This is a genomic window from Bradyrhizobium sp. 191 (assembly GCF_023100985.1).
Lineage (GTDB): Bacteria > Pseudomonadota > Alphaproteobacteria > Rhizobiales > Xanthobacteraceae > Bradyrhizobium > Bradyrhizobium diversitatis.
In genome coordinates this window covers 7,236,713-7,250,719 of the sequence record NZ_CP064692.1, presented here as the reverse complement: position 1 = coordinate 7,250,719, position 14,007 = coordinate 7,236,713, and the positions used below count along the sequence as shown (strand labels likewise).

The following is a 14,007-nucleotide window of genomic DNA, read 5'->3' as shown; positions in this document are numbered from 1 at the left end:
TCCATCGCGCGCGGTGCTGCCCTTCGCCTCTCCCCGCTTGCGGGGAGAGGCCGGAGCGCGTCAGCGATCCGGGTGAGGGGGAGTCGCCGCGAGGGTGGTGACAATCGTTTCGAGAACGCCAGCCAAGTTGCTCGAGACGTCGTTGTTCCAGAAGCGCAGTATCCGGTAATTTCGGTCGGCCAGCCACCTGTCGCGTGCGGCGTCATGGGGACTGTCGGCATGCTGCCCACCGTCCACCTCGATGATCAGTCGGGCTTCGCGGCAAATGAAGTCGACAATGTAGGGCCCAATCGGCTCTTGTCGGACGAACTTATAGCCGTTCAGTCGGCGAGCGCGCAGGCGATACCACAACACCCCTTCTGCATCCGTCGAGGCGCTGCGCAGACTTCTGGCACGTCCGGTCTTGGACTCATCGACACCTCGCATGCGGAGACTCCCCCTCACCCGCCGCGCGTTTCGCGCGTCGGCCTCTCCCCGCAGGCGGGGAGAGGCGAAGGACAGCATATCACATGAACACCGCCTTCCTCATCCAGCTCCTGGTCAACGGCCTCGTGGTCGGCACGCTCTATGGCGTGGTCGCGATGTCGTTCGTGCTGATCTACAAGGCGACGCAGGTCGTCAATTTCGCGCAAGGGGAATTGCTGCTGGTCGGCGCCTGGGTATGCTGGGCGCTGCTGGCGAAATACCAGGTGCCGTTCTTGATCGGCATGCCGATCACGCTGGTGTTCATGTTCGTATTCGGCATCGCGATCCAGGTGCTCATCCTGCGGCCGATGATCGGCGAGCCCATCATCTCGGTGATCATGGTCACGATCGGCCTCTCCACCGTGCTGCAGGCGACGCTGAAGTGGATGTTCGGCGTCAATCCGCAGCCGTTCCCGCGGGTGTTCGAAAGCCAGTCCGTCAGCCTGTTCGGGCTCCAGATCCAGACCGTCTATGTCATGAGCCTCGTCGTCTCGGTTGCCATGATGATCGGCATGGCCTGGTTCTTCCGCGCCTCCAAATACGGCCTCGCCATGCGCGCCACGGCGTTCAACCAGCAGGTCGCACAGTCGCTCGGCATTTCCGTGAAGAGCGTGTTCGCGATGGCCTGGGCGATCTCGGCGACGGTCTCGGCGGTTGCCGGCGTCGTCGTTGCGGTCGTGAACGGCGTGTCCTCGGGCCTTGCCGCCTACGGCATCAAGGTGTTCCCGGCCGCGATCCTCGGCGGGCTGGATTCAGTTGGCGGCGCCGTGCTTGGCGGCATCATCATCGGACTGCTCGAGAACGTCGCCCAATATGTCGACAGCGAGTATCTGCACTGGGGCAATCTCTACGAGATCGCGCCGTTCTACGTCCTCATCATCGTGCTGATGATCAAGCCCTACGGGCTGTTCGGCACCCACGACATCGAGCGGATCTGACCCATGGCCGGCCCTGCCCTCATTCCTGCTGGTGATTTCCGCACCTCCTACGCGGCCGACACCACGATCTTCCCGACCGCGACGAGCCGCAACTTCGCCATCGCAGGCGTAGCGCTGCTGTGCCTCGCGCCGCAATTTTTCAGCGGCTATTGGCTCAGCATCCTGATCCAGATCGGCATCTTCTCCATCGCGGCGCTCGGGCTCAATATCCTGGTCGGCTTCACCGGCCAGATCTCGATCGGCCATGCCGCCTTCTTCCTGCTCGGGGCATTTACCTCCGCCTACATTTCCAACAACGCGCCGATCCCGGTGTTCTTCGCAATCCCGCTCGCCGGCGTCGTCACTGCGCTGGTCGGGCTGATCTTCGGCATTCCGGCGGCGCGGCTGAAAGGTCTTTACCTCGTCATTGCGACGCTGGCTGCGCAGTACATCCTGCTCGACTTCTTCTCGCGCGCCGAATGGTTTTCCGGCGGCTCGGTGCCGGCGAGCGCCGCGCCGTTCTCGATCTTCGGCTACACACTGCGCGGCGACAGGCAGTACTTCTACGTCGTGCTGGCCTATGTGCTCGTGAGCTACGTCCTCGTCACCAATCTGATGCGCACCCGTGACGGCCGCGCGCTGGTGGCGATCCGCGACCACTATCTCTCCGCCGAAATCATGGGCATCAACCTCACCAAGTACCGGACGCTGTCGTTCGGGCTTGCCGCCTTCTTCGCCGGCATTGCCGGCGCGCTCTATGCGCACTACCAGCTCGTGGTGTCGCAGGAGGGCTTCGGCATCGAGCGTTCGATCCTGTTCCTCGCCATGATCATCATCGGCGGCACCGGCTCGATCATGGGCACGCTGATGGGTACCGCCTTCGTGGTGCTGCTGCCGGAATCGATGGAGTGGCTAAGCCATCATCTGAAGGGCGGAGCGATCGACCAGGCGCTCTCGCTCAACAACAACATCACCTTCCTGCGCGAGATCGCGATCGGAGTGATCATCATCGCATTCCTGATGTTCGAGCCTGACGGGCTCGCGCATCGCTGGCGGCAGATCAAGGCGTACTGGAAACTCTACCCGTTCTCGCATTGAGCGCGGGCAACTTCACTTAAACAATAAACAGGAGGAACCGACCCATGACGATGAAGTCCCTTTTGAGCACCGCATCGCTCGCGATTGCGATCGCCGCATTCTCGGCCGGCGCGCAGGCGCAAATCGCGATCGGACATCTCGCGGACTATTCCGGCGGCACCTCGGACGTCGGCACGCCCTTCGGGCAGGCCGTCGCCGACACCTTCGCCTGGGTCAACAAGAACGGCGGCATCGGCGGCAAGCAGGTCAATCTCGACACCAACGATTACGGCTATCAGGTGCCGCGCGCGATTGCGCTCTACAAGAAGTGGTCGGCGCCCGACTCCAAGGTCGCCGCAATCATGGGCTGGGGCACGGCGGACACCGAGGCGCTGACCGGTTTCCTTGCCCAGGACAAGATCCCCGACATGTCCGGCTCCTATGCCGCCGCCCTGACCGATCCCGGAGGGGTCAGCGGCAAGGCCAAGCCTGCGCCTTATAATTTCTTCTATGGCCCGAGCTATTCGGACGCGCTGCGCGCGATGCTGATGTGGGCGGCCGAGGACTGGAAGGCCAAGGGCAAGTCCGGCAAACCCAAATTCGTGCACATGGGCGCCAACCACCCCTATCCGAACGCGCCAAAAGCCGCCGGCGAAGCCATGGCGCAAGAGCTTGGCTTCGAGGTGCTGCCGCCGCTCATATTCGCTCTGACGCCCGGTGACTACAGCGCGCAATGCCTGAGCCTGAAATCCTCGGGCGCCAACTACGCCTATCTCGGCAACACCGCCGCCTCCAACATCTCGGTGATGAAGGCCTGCAAGACGGCTGGGGTAGACATCCAGTTCCTCGGCAATGTCTGGGGCATGGACGAGAACGCCGCCAAGACCGCCGGGGATGCCGCCAACGGCGTGATCTTCCCGCTGCGGACCGCGGTGAGCTGGGGCGGCGATGCACCCGGCATGAAGACGATGATGGAGATCTCGAAGATGTCCGATCCCACCGGCAAGGTCTATCGTCCCGTGCACTACGTCGCGGCCGTCTGCTCGGCGATGTACATGAAGGAGGCGATCGACTGGGCCGCCAAGAACGGCGGCGCCACCGGCGAGAACGTCGCCAAGGGCTTCCACCAGAAGAAGGATTGGGTGCCGGCCGGGATGGAGGGCGTCTGCAATCCCTCGACCTGGACCGAGAAGGATCATCGCGGCACGCTGAAGGTGGATCTCTATCGCACCAAAATCTCGGGCGCGACCGACGGCGACCTCAACGATCTCATGGCCAAAGGCACGATCAAGCTCGAGAAGGTCAAGACCGTCGAGTTGCCGCGCAAGCCGGAATTGCTGGGGTGGTGAGCTAGTGCGTCCGTCGTTCCGGGACGATGCGAAGCATCGGACCCGGAACCTCGAGATTCTGGGTTCGGTCCTGCGGACCGCCCCGGAATGACGCGATAGAGCCGCGACGACACCGAGAGAGTAACCAGCCATGAGTGAAACGGCTCAGATCGAGCGCCCCTCCCCAAGCATCGTCCCCGCACCGCCCCTCCTCGCCGTGCGCAACATCGAAGTCGTCTACGACGACGTCATCCTGGTGCTGCGCGGCCTCAGCCTCGACGTGCCGAAAGGTGCGATCGTGGCGCTGCTGGGCGCCAACGGCGCCGGCAAGTCGACGACGCTGAAGGCGATCTCCGGGTTGCTCAAGACCGAGGACGGCGAGGTGACGCGCGGCGAGATCCTGTTCGAAGGCGAGCGGATCAACGGCATCGACCCCGACAAGATCGTGCGCCGCGGCATCTTCCAGGTGATGGAGGGCCGGCGCATCGTCGCCGACATGACGTCGCTGGAGAACCTCAAGCTCGGCGCCTTCACCCGCAGGGACCGCGAGGTCGATTCCGACCTCGACATGGTCTTCAACTACTTTCCGCGCCTGAAGGAGCGCACTGGCCTTGCCGGCTATCTCTCTGGCGGTGAGCAGCAGATGCTCGCGATCGGCCGCGCCCTGATGGCGCGCCCCAAGATGATCTTGATGGATGAGCCTTCGATGGGCTTGTCGCCGCTGCTGGTGAAAGAGGTGTTCTCGATCATCCAGAAGATCAACCGCGACCTCGGCGTCACCATCCTGCTCGTCGAGCAGAACGCGCGCGCTGCGCTCTCGGTGGCAAGCCACGGCTACATCATGGAACAGGGCAAGGTCGTGCTCGACGGCAGCGCGGACGACTTGCGCGACAACGAGGACGTCAAGGAGTTCTACCTCGGCGGCGCCGGCGACCAGCGCAAGAGCTTCAAGAACCTCAAGAGCTTCAAGCGGCGCAAGCGCTGGCTGTAGCGTTTTCAAGCGAAGTGGGAACCGGTTCGCGTGAAGAAAACACGTCGATACAGAAGAGCTTCAACTCTCAAGCACCTGTTCCGCTTCCGTGACTGCGCAGAGAACATGATAGAACGACGACGCAGGAATGATGTCGATCAGCGATTTGCCGTCGCGATCGAACTGGTCGTACCAGCCGCCCTTCACGGGATGGCTGAGATAATGCCGTTCGAGCCGCACCAGCGCCGCGCGCGCCTCGTCCGCCGCCCCCGCCTCGCCCGACTCGGCCTGCGCGATCCACGCCTTCGCGATCTCGGTCTGCGGCCACAGCCGACGCGTGCTGCGGCGGATGTTGCCGACGTCGTCCCCCTCGTCGATCAGGCAGCCGGTGGCCTCGTCGCGATAGCGCAGCGCGGTCGACAGCAGTTCGGCACGCCGCGGCGCGGTCGGGCAGCCCGTGATGCGCTCGAAACCCTTCAGCAGCCAGACCCATTCCGCCTGGTGACCGGGCTCGACGCTGACGGGCTCGATCTTCGACCAGTCTTCCTCGAAGTACTCGGTCAGGATGCGCTTCTGCTTGTCGTAGAGATTGGCCAGGAACAGTGCAAAGAATTCTCCGGCACGGTTCTGGAACGACAGATCGTGGGTCGCCTCGAAGCACGCGATCATCGCCTCGAACAGATGCATGTGCGGGTTCTGCCGGCGCGGCAGCGAGACCGGAAGGCCTTCGTGAACGCCCCCATGCGGCGAGCGCAGATGGCCGTCGAGGAAGACGAGCAGCGCATCGATCTCGGCACGGACCTGCGCATCCTGGTCGAGGGCGTAGACGGCCGCGAGCGCAAAGAGGACGAAGGCGTGGTCATAGGCATCGCGCCGGGCATCCAGCACCGCTCCCTCGGGCGTCAGCCGGTGCACATAGCCGGGCCGGCCGTCGGGCGCCTTCGCTCTCACCAGCAGATGCTCAAGCCCCTTCAGCGCGATGCCACGCCCCTCAGGATACCACCCCATCTGCGCCGCCTTGGCGTAGCACCAGATCTGGCGCGCCTGCACGAATACGCGCCGGGGTGCGGCCGCATCCGCCGCGCCGTCGCGGTGCAGCCGGTCGATGAAACCACCCGCAGCCTGATCCCAGCCGACCGTCGACCACAGCGGCAGCGCCTCGTCGATCATGCGGCGCTTCAGGCGCGCGACTACGTTCGACGCCTCGTCCGCCGCAATGATTCCTTCGTCTGCCATCGGGTCCTCTCTAGGCCTCACCAATGGCGGTCTGATACCCATGCTGGTGGCGGCGCGCAACGGATGCCAACACGGAAAGAACAGCCATGACCGCCCATTACGACGCCCGCGAGACCCGTGAACAAGCAGCGCGCGAGGCCGACCTGTTCTCCCGCCTGCCAGGGGTGCTGCGAGCCGCGATGGCCGCCCCGGCCTATGCCGAGCGGCTCAAAGGCTGCGATCCCGACGCCGTGACCTCCAGGGCGGCCCTGGCGGGCCTGCCGGTGTTGCGCAAATCGGAGCTGCCCGCCCTGCATAAGGCCTCTGCGCCTTTCGGGGGCCTCGTGGCGGGGCCTCCCGGCTCGTTCGCCCGCCTCTTCACCTCCCCCGGCCCGATCTTCGAGCCGGAAGGACGGCAAGGAGATCCCTGGCGCGGCGCAAGGGCGCTGTTCGCGGCGGGGTTTCGTCCTGACGATATCGTCCTCAATACCTTCAGCTATCATCTCACCCCCGGCGGCTTCATCTTCGACGCCTCCGCACGCGCGCTCGGCTGCGCGGTTATCCCCGCCGGCCCCGGCAATACGGAACAGCAATTCGAGCTGATCGAGGCCTACCGGCCGGTTGGCTACAGCGGCACGCCGGATTTCCTGAAGATCCTGCTCGACGCCGCAGCAAGCTCCGGGCGCGACATCTGCTCGATCAAGCGCGCGCTGGTCTCGGGCGCCGCGTTCCCGCCCTCGCTCCAGGCCGAGATCAAGGCGCGCGGCATCGACGCCTACCAAGCCTTCGGCACCGCCGATCTCGGCCTCATCGCATTCGAGACCGAGGCGCGCGAGGGCATGGTCGTGAACGAGGACCTGATCCTGGAGATCGTCAAGCCCGGCACCGGAGATCCGGTTGCGCCGGGCGACGTCGGCGAGATCGTCGTGACCTCGCTCGATCCGCACCATCCCTGGATCCGGCTCGCCCTCGGCGATCTCACCGCGGCCCTACCCGGCACGAGCCCATGCGGGCGCACAAACATGCGCATCAAGGGCTGGATGGGCCGCGCCGACCAGACCACCAAGGTCAAGGGCATGTTCGTCCGGCCCGAGCAGATCGCCGAGATCGGCAAGCGCCATACCTCGCTTGGAAGACTACGCCTCGTGGTCACACGGCAGGGCGAGAGCGACGCGATGACATTGAGAGCGGAAACGGCGACCGCGAGCGAGGCGCTACGCGAAGAGATCGCCGGAACTCTGCGCGCCGTGACCAAGCTCGGTGGCGCCGTCGAACTGGTCAGCCTCGGCGCACTGCCGAATGACGGCAAGGTGATCGCGGACGAACGCTGACCTCAAGTGACGTCGAGTCCCGGATGCGTGAAGCGTATCCCTTGCAGCCGAGATCCACTCGCCGTCGCGCAGAAGCAATGCTGATGCCCGTACTTGATCCCCGAGTTGCCTCCAGTCGCGACCATCTCGTTCGGCCCCGTTACGGAAGCCTTCTCCAAGGGCCCCGGCCGATGTAAATCGGCTACGGCCCGGCCAAAGTGCTTGCACCCGCCATTCTGGCGCGAGTCCGGCGTGGCCTAGAAACCTTGCATCGTCGCTGCCGCTCCCGTATTACCAACCTTGCTACGATATGGCCGGAATCGGCCCTTTCTGGACCCCAAAACGTGCTTGAACGAACCCTCGTCACCATCGCCGAGACCGAGACCATTGAGGAAGCTTTCCGGCGCCTGAATGCGAATATGCTCGGCATCCTGTTCGCGCAGGACGCGAGCGGACGAATCGTCGGCGCCGTGACGGACGGTGACATCCGCAGGCGCATGCTGACCGGCATCACGATCCAGGACCGGGTCGCGTCCTGCATCAATCGCAACTTCGTCTGGGCGCCGATCGGCGGCCCGCGCGAGCAGATCCTGAAGCTGCTCGACCAGCGCGTGCACGTGGTGCCGATCCTCGATGGCGAGGGACGGCTGGTCGACGTATTCAGCCGCGAGCTGTTCAACCTCTCGGAAGAGAGCGAGGTGTTCGCGCGTGCCCGCTCGCCGGTGCGGATCAGCTTCTCCGGCGGCGGCACCGACCTGACCCATTACTTCGTGGCGAATGACGGCGGCGCGGTCATCAGCGCCACGATCAAGATGTACGCCCACGCGACGCTGCGGCGCCGGAGCGATCCCAGCATCCGGATCTACTCGCACGATTTCCGACGCACGGTCGAGGCCGACAATCTCGCAGAACTCGGAACGGGCGGAGATCTCGCGCTGATCAAGTCGGTCGTGCGCCTGATCAAGCCGACCTATGGATTCGAGCTCGAGGTGTCCGCCGACTTCCCGGTCGGTTCCGGCCTCGGCGGCTCCGCTGTGGTCTCGTCCGCGATCATCGGTTGCTTCAACGAATTCCGTGGGGATCAGTGGGACCGCCACGAGATCGCGGAAATGGCTTTCCAGGCCGAGCGGCTGATGCTCAACATTCCCGGCGGCTGGCAGGATCAGTACGCCACCGTGTTCGGCGGCTTCAATCACATGGAGTTCTTCTCCGACCAGAACACCATCGTGCCGCTTCGTCTCGATCCCAACATCATCGCCGAGCTCGAGGAAAGCCTGGTGCTCTGCTACGCCGGCTCCGGCCGCGATTCAGGCGCCATTCACCGTGACCAGAAGGCTCAGCACGAGACCAGCGACGCCGTCGCCGCCGCTGCCAAGCAAAAGGAAGTGACGCGCGACATAAGGCGGCATCTGCTGCGCGGCCAGCTCCTGGAATGCGGCCGGCTGATCGACGAGGCCTGGCACGCCAAACGGAAGCTGAGCTCGAAGATCTCGTCGGAGGCGATCGACGCGATCTACGATTTCGCCAAGCAGCACGGCGCGGTCGGCGGAAAGCTCCTGGGCGCCGGCGGCGGCGGTTACTTCCTGTTCTTCGTACGTCCGTTCGAGCGCTACCAGCTCATCGCGGCGCTGGAACAGCAGGGGCATCGCTGTTCGCGCATCATGTTCGAAGAGAACGGGCTGCGGACGTGGAAGTCGCGCGTTCCCGCGCGGCTCGCCTGACGCATATGAGACGAGAATGTTGATGACATCGCCCAAACAGTCTGCTCCGGTCCGTATTGGCAACCGTCTTCTGGGCGAGGGCGAACCCTGCTACGTCATCGCCGAAATCGGCAACAACCACAATGGCGACTTCGACCGCGCCATTGCGCTGGTCGATGCCGCGGTCGCGGCCGGGGCGGATTGCGCCAAATTCCAGATGCGCAAGCTGGAGGAAGTCTATCGCGCCTCGAGCCTGTCCGGGAAGGACGACGACCTCGCCGTCGAATATACGCTCGATCTGCTTCGCCGCTTCGAGTTGCCGACCGCGCAGCAAAAGAAGATCGCCGAGTACTGCGCAGCCAAGGGTATCGAGTACCTCTGCACGCCCTGGGACGCCAAGAGCGTCGCCGTGCTCGAAGGCTTCGGTGTGCACGCCTACAAGATCGCCTCGGCCGACCTCACCAATCTGCCGCTACTCGCCCGCCTCGCGGCCACCGGCAAGACGCTGATCGTCTCGACCGGCATGAGCACGACGGACGAGATCAAGGCCGCGGCGAAATTCCTCGACGACCGCAATGCCAGCTACGTGCTGCTGCATTGCCAGAGCACCTATCCGGCCGCGCTCCACAACATCCATCTGCGTTTCATGGAAATACTGCGCGAGATCCATCCGGTCGTCGGCTATTCCGGCCACGAGCGCGGCATCGCCGTTTCGACGGCCGCCGTCGCGCTTGGCGCCGTCGTCATCGAACGCCACATCACGCTTGATCGCGAGATGGAAGGTCCGGACCATGCCGCAAGTCTCGAGCCGGAGGAGTTCAAGGCGCTCGTCTCCGGCATTCGCGAGGTGGAAGCGGCGCGCGGCGAGAAGCTCGCCGAGCGCGCGCTGAGCCAGGGCGAGTTGATCAACCGCGAAAACCTCGCCAAGAGCCTGGTGGCCGCGCGCGACCTTCCGGCCGGTACGATGATCTCCGAAAGCGACATCGCCGTGAAGAGCCCGGGACAGGGCCTGTCGCCGCTGAAGATGCCGGCGCTGCTCGGCCGCAGGCTGACACGGACGATGGCGGCGGACGACTATTTCTTCCAGAGCGACCTCGACGAAGGCGTCGCAAAGGCACGGCGCTACCGTTTCGACCGGCCCTGGGGTGTGCCGGTGCGTTATCACGATACCGCGCGCTTCCTGGAGATCTGCGACCCCGACATCATCGAATTCCACCTCAGCTACAGCGACATGGAGCGCGATCCCGCGGCCTATCTCTCCGGCACCTATGATCTCGGCTTCGTCGTGCATGCACCGGAGCTGTTTGCCGGCTCCAAGCTGATGGATCTTGCAACCCCCGACGAGGCGCTGCGGCGCTACTCGCTGGAGCAGACGCAAGCGGTGATCGACATCACGCGCGGCCTCAAGAAGTTCTTTCCCAAGACCAAGCGCCCGCCCATCGTCGCCAATGTCGGCGGCTTCACCATGGACGAGCCGCTGCCGCCGGAGGAGAAGGCCGAGCGCTACCGCATCTTTGCCCAGAGCTTGACCGAGCTCGACATGGACGGCGTCGAGCTGACGCCGCAGACCATGGCACCGTTCCCCTGGCATTTCGGCGGCCAGCGTCATCAGAACATCTTCATCTTCCCGGAGGAGTCGGCCGCATTCTGCGCCAAGCATGATCTGCGCATGTGCGTCGACATCTCCCACACCAAGCTCGCCGCCAATCATTTCGGCTTTGACTTTGCACAAGGCCTCGCCCAGCTCGGGCCGCACACTGCACATCTGCATTTCGGCGACGCCAAGGGGCTCGACGGCGAAGGACTCCAGATCGGCGAAGGCGAGATCGATTTCGACGAAATCGGACAGGTGCTGCGCAAGCATGCGCCGACGGCGTCGTTCATTCCCGAGATATGGCAGGGCCACAAGAACATGGGCGAAGGCTTCTGGACCGCGCTCGAGCGTCTCGAGGGACATATCTGATGGCGCGCAAGACGCTGGCCGTGATCGCCGCGCGCGGCGGCTCCAAGGGCATTCCGCACAAGAACCTGCTCGATCTCTGCGGCAAGCCGCTGATCGCCTGGACGGTCGAGCAGGCGCGCGCCGCACGCGGCGTCAACGTGGTGGCGGTCTCGTCGGACAGTGACGCGATCCTCGCCGCGGCCCAGGCCGCCGGCGCCGTCGGCGTGCGGCGTCCGGACGACATTTCGGGCGACCTCGCCTCCTCCGAATCCGCCTGGCTGCATGCCCTCGATGCGACCGAGGCGAGCATGGGCCGGTTCGAGCGCGTGGTCGCGCTTCAGGCCACATCGCCCATCCGCGAGCCCGGCGACATCGAGAACGCGCTTGCGACCTTCGATCGCGATCATCTCGATAGCCTGCTTTCGGTCTGCGAGGTCGAGGACTACTTCAACTGGCGAATCGGCGCGAGCGGACCGGAGCCGATCAATTACGACTATCGCAACCGCCGCATGCGGCAGCAGATCGAGAAGCGCTACCTCGAGAACGGCTCGTTCTACGTCCTGATCCCATCCCTCCTGCGCGAGCAGAACAATCGTCTCGGCGGCAAGATCGGCTTCCACGTGATGGAGCGTCACAAGATGTTCCAGATCGATCGTCCCGAGGACGTCAAGCTTTGCGCCGCCATCATGCGCAGTTACGGCTATGCCTGAGCTCAGCCCCTTCTCTCTCGCAGGCAAGATCGCGGTGGTCACCGGCGCCTCACGCGGTATTGGCGCAGCGATTGCCAGCGGCCTGCAGGGTGCGGGTGCCACGGTGTTCGGCCTCAGCCGGTCCGGGACCGCGCCGCAGGGCGTCACTGCCATTGCCTGCGACCTCTCCGACGACGAAACGATCGACAACGCGTTCCGCGCCATTGCGGCAAAAGCCGAGCGCATCGACGCGCTCGTGAATGCCGCCGGCATCAGTCTTCCGGCCCAGAGCGCCGAAAGCGAGATCGCGCGCTTCCGCGCCACGGTCGCAACCGATCTTACCGGCGTCTACGCCACCATCCTCGCCGCCTATCCGCTCCTGAAGAACGCCGGATCGGCCGCAATCGTCAACGTCACCAGCATCAACTCGATCCGGGGCTTTCCCGGCAATCCCGGCTACGTGGCGGCGAAGGCGGGCCTTGCCGGGCTGACGCGGGCACTCGCCGCCGACTACGCACCGGACGGCATCCGCGTCAACGCGCTTGCGCCGGGTTATGTCGCGACCGAGATGACAGCGAAGAGCTTTGCCGATCCGGTCATGCACGAGGCGAGACGCCGCCACACCATGCTCGGCCGTTGGGGACAGCCCGCCGACATGATCGGTGCCGCCATCTTCCTGGCCTCCGAAGCCTCCGCCTACGTGACCGGCCAGGAAATCTTCGTCGATGGGGGCTGGACCACCAAGGGTCTTGCCATCAGCTCGGATAGCACATCGTGACCGCAACATTGCAACGCATCGGCTTCATGCAGGGACGCCTGTCGGCACTGGTCGACGGCAAGATCCAGGCGTTCCCGTGGAATGAATGGCGCGAGGAATTTCCCCGTGCCAAGGCGCTCGGCCTGACGCGAATGGAATGGACCATCGATCAGGAGCGGCTGCGCGAGAACCCGCTCATGACTGAGCCGGGACAACAGGAGATTCTGACACTGTCGCACGAGAACGGCGTGCGCATCCCGAGCCTGACCGGTGATTGCTTCATGCAGGCACCGTTCTGGAAGGTCGACGCCGTGGTACGCGACGCGCTCGTCGCCGACCTCGACCTCCTGATCGCCGCCTGCAGCCGGATCGGCATCGAATTCGTCGTGATCCCGCTGGTCGACAACGGCAAGATCGAGCGGCAGAGCGAGAGCGATACGTTGAAGCGCGTTCTGCTCGCGCGTTCGGAGACACTTGCAAGGCGCAATGTCAGGATCGTCTTCGAGTCCGATCTGCCCCCGCGCGAGCTCGCCCGGTTCATGGAGGCATTTCCGGCGGAGGTCTTCGGCATCAACTACGACAGCGGCAATAGCGCTTCGCTCGGCTACGACAGCGCCGAGGAGATCGGCGCTTACGCGCCACGCATTCTCAATGTGCATGTGAAGGACCGTGTCAGGGGCGGCACCACCGTGCCGCTCGGCACCGGCAATGCCGACCTTCCCAAGACCATCCGCCTGATCGAGCGTTCCGGCTACAAGGGTCAGTACATCCTGCAAACCGCGCGCGCCGCCGACGGCGATCACGCCGGAGCGCTCGCCAGGTATCGCGACATGACGATCGGCTGGATCGAGGACGCAGCGCGATGAAGCTCGAGCTGAACGATCGCGTCGCTCTCGTCACCGGCGCCAGCCGCGGGATCGGACTTGCGATCGCGATGACGCTCGCTGCGGAAGGAGCCAAGGTCGCGCTCGCCGCGCGGGGGGCCGATGCGCTTGATGCGGCCCGAGCTGCGATCGGCGGCAGCACATCGGCGCACGCGGCCGACGTCACCGACCCGGCCGCTGCCGCGACGCTGGTACACGAGGTTGAGCGGCGCTGGGGGCGCCTCGACATCCTCGTCTGCAACGTCGGCAGCGGCGCCTCCGTACCGCCGGGAAAGGAAACCGCGGCGGAGTGGTCGCGCATAATGGACCTCAATCTCTTCGCCACGACCAATATGATCGAGGCCGCCCGGCCGTTGATGGCGCGCGGCAGCGGCGACCGGGCCATCGTCTGCATCTCTTCGATCGCAGGCATGGCGGCGCTTGGGGCGCCCGTCACCTACTACGCCGCAAAGGCGGCGCTGAATGCGACCGTGCGTGGCCTGGCCCGGCCGCTGGCGCTCGAAGGCATCCGCATCAATGCGGTGGCACCGGGCAACATCCTGGCCGCAGACGGCACCTGGGCACGCAAGCTCGCCGAGGACAGCGCTGCGGTGGACGAGATGCTCGTCCGCGACGTGGCGCTGCGCCGGCTGGGTAAGCCGGAAGAGATCGCCGACCTCGTCGCCTTTCTCGCCTCGCCCCGCGCTTCGTTCATTACCGGCAGCGTGATGGTCGCCGACGGCGGCCAGTTGCGTAGCTGAACAGGAGCCTTCC

The 14,007-nt window shown here is 64.9% G+C and carries 13 protein-coding genes; 11 read left to right on the top strand and 2 right to left on the bottom strand.

Going from position 1 to position 14,007, the window contains the following annotated elements:
* Positions 1 to 60: 60 nt before the first annotated feature.
* On the bottom strand, positions 61 to 426 hold the full coding sequence (locus IVB23_RS33970) for an endonuclease domain-containing protein (RefSeq protein ID WP_061878906.1): 366 nt from the start codon (positions 424 to 426) through the stop codon (positions 61 to 63).
* 83 nt (positions 427 to 509) lie between these two features.
* Between IVB23_RS33970 and IVB23_RS33965 the strand changes: the two genes are divergently transcribed.
* From IVB23_RS33965 to IVB23_RS33950, 4 genes are all read left to right on the top strand, one after another.
* Positions 510 to 1,403 (top strand): branched-chain amino acid ABC transporter permease, encoded by an 894-nt coding sequence (locus IVB23_RS33965; RefSeq protein WP_061878841.1) that lies wholly within the window; start codon positions 510 to 512, stop codon positions 1,401 to 1,403.
* Positions 1,404 to 1,406: 3 nt separating this feature from the next.
* Entirely contained in the window at positions 1,407 to 2,480 is a 1,074-nt protein-coding gene (locus tag IVB23_RS33960; protein WP_197966918.1) for a branched-chain amino acid ABC transporter permease, read from the top strand.
* Between the two features lie 44 nt (positions 2,481 to 2,524).
* Positions 2,525 to 3,808, top strand: a complete 1,284-nt coding sequence (locus IVB23_RS33955; RefSeq protein WP_061878839.1) for an ABC transporter substrate-binding protein — start codon at positions 2,525 to 2,527, stop codon at positions 3,806 to 3,808.
* A 130-nt stretch (positions 3,809 to 3,938) separates the two neighbouring features.
* Entirely contained in the window at positions 3,939 to 4,778 is an 840-nt protein-coding gene (locus tag IVB23_RS33950; protein ID WP_239625278.1) for an ABC transporter ATP-binding protein, read from the top strand.
* A gap of 60 nt (positions 4,779 to 4,838) precedes the next feature.
* Here IVB23_RS33950 and IVB23_RS33945 read toward each other — a convergent pair whose 3' ends face one another.
* The gene (locus IVB23_RS33945; protein ID WP_247801437.1) at positions 4,839 to 5,993 is read right to left on the bottom strand and encodes an AGE family epimerase/isomerase; all 1,155 of its coding nucleotides are present in this window, start codon (positions 5,991 to 5,993) and stop codon (positions 4,839 to 4,841) included.
* 86 nt (positions 5,994 to 6,079) lie between these two features.
* On the opposite strand from IVB23_RS33945, the gene IVB23_RS33940 reads away from it, so the two are divergent.
* The 7 genes from IVB23_RS33940 (at position 6,080) to IVB23_RS33910 (ending at position 13,994) form a co-directional block, all read left to right on the top strand.
* Complete coding sequence (locus IVB23_RS33940; protein ID WP_197966921.1) at positions 6,080 to 7,303, top strand: AMP-binding protein; 1,224 nt, start codon at positions 6,080 to 6,082, stop codon at positions 7,301 to 7,303.
* A gap of 323 nt (positions 7,304 to 7,626) precedes the next feature.
* Positions 7,627 to 9,003 carry a CBS domain-containing protein gene (locus IVB23_RS33935; RefSeq protein WP_061880724.1) on the top strand — a complete coding sequence of 459 codons (1,377 nt, stop codon included), beginning with the start codon at positions 7,627 to 7,629 and terminating at the stop codon, positions 9,001 to 9,003.
* A gap of 22 nt (positions 9,004 to 9,025) precedes the next feature.
* Positions 9,026 to 10,945 carry an N-acetylneuraminate synthase family protein gene (locus IVB23_RS33930; RefSeq protein ID WP_247801436.1) on the top strand — a complete coding sequence of 640 codons (1,920 nt, stop codon included), beginning with the start codon at positions 9,026 to 9,028 and terminating at the stop codon, positions 10,943 to 10,945.
* Positions 10,945 to 11,634 carry an acylneuraminate cytidylyltransferase family protein gene (locus IVB23_RS33925; protein WP_247801435.1) on the top strand — a complete coding sequence of 230 codons (690 nt, stop codon included), beginning with the start codon at positions 10,945 to 10,947 and terminating at the stop codon, positions 11,632 to 11,634. The genes IVB23_RS33930 and IVB23_RS33925 overlap by 1 nt, the downstream gene beginning before the upstream one ends.
* A complete protein-coding gene (locus IVB23_RS33920; RefSeq protein ID WP_247801434.1) occupies positions 11,627 to 12,391 on the top strand; it encodes an SDR family oxidoreductase in 765 nt (254 codons plus the stop codon). Before IVB23_RS33925 ends, IVB23_RS33920 begins: the two co-directional genes overlap by 8 nt.
* Positions 12,388 to 13,236, top strand: coding sequence for a TIM barrel protein (locus IVB23_RS33915; RefSeq protein WP_247801433.1), 849 nt, complete (start codon positions 12,388 to 12,390; stop codon positions 13,234 to 13,236). Before IVB23_RS33920 ends, IVB23_RS33915 begins: the two co-directional genes overlap by 4 nt.
* Positions 13,233 to 13,994 (top strand): SDR family NAD(P)-dependent oxidoreductase, encoded by a 762-nt coding sequence (locus tag IVB23_RS33910; RefSeq protein WP_247801432.1) that lies wholly within the window; start codon positions 13,233 to 13,235, stop codon positions 13,992 to 13,994. The genes IVB23_RS33915 and IVB23_RS33910 overlap by 4 nt, the downstream gene beginning before the upstream one ends.
* The last annotated feature ends 13 nt before the right edge of the window (positions 13,995 to 14,007 follow it).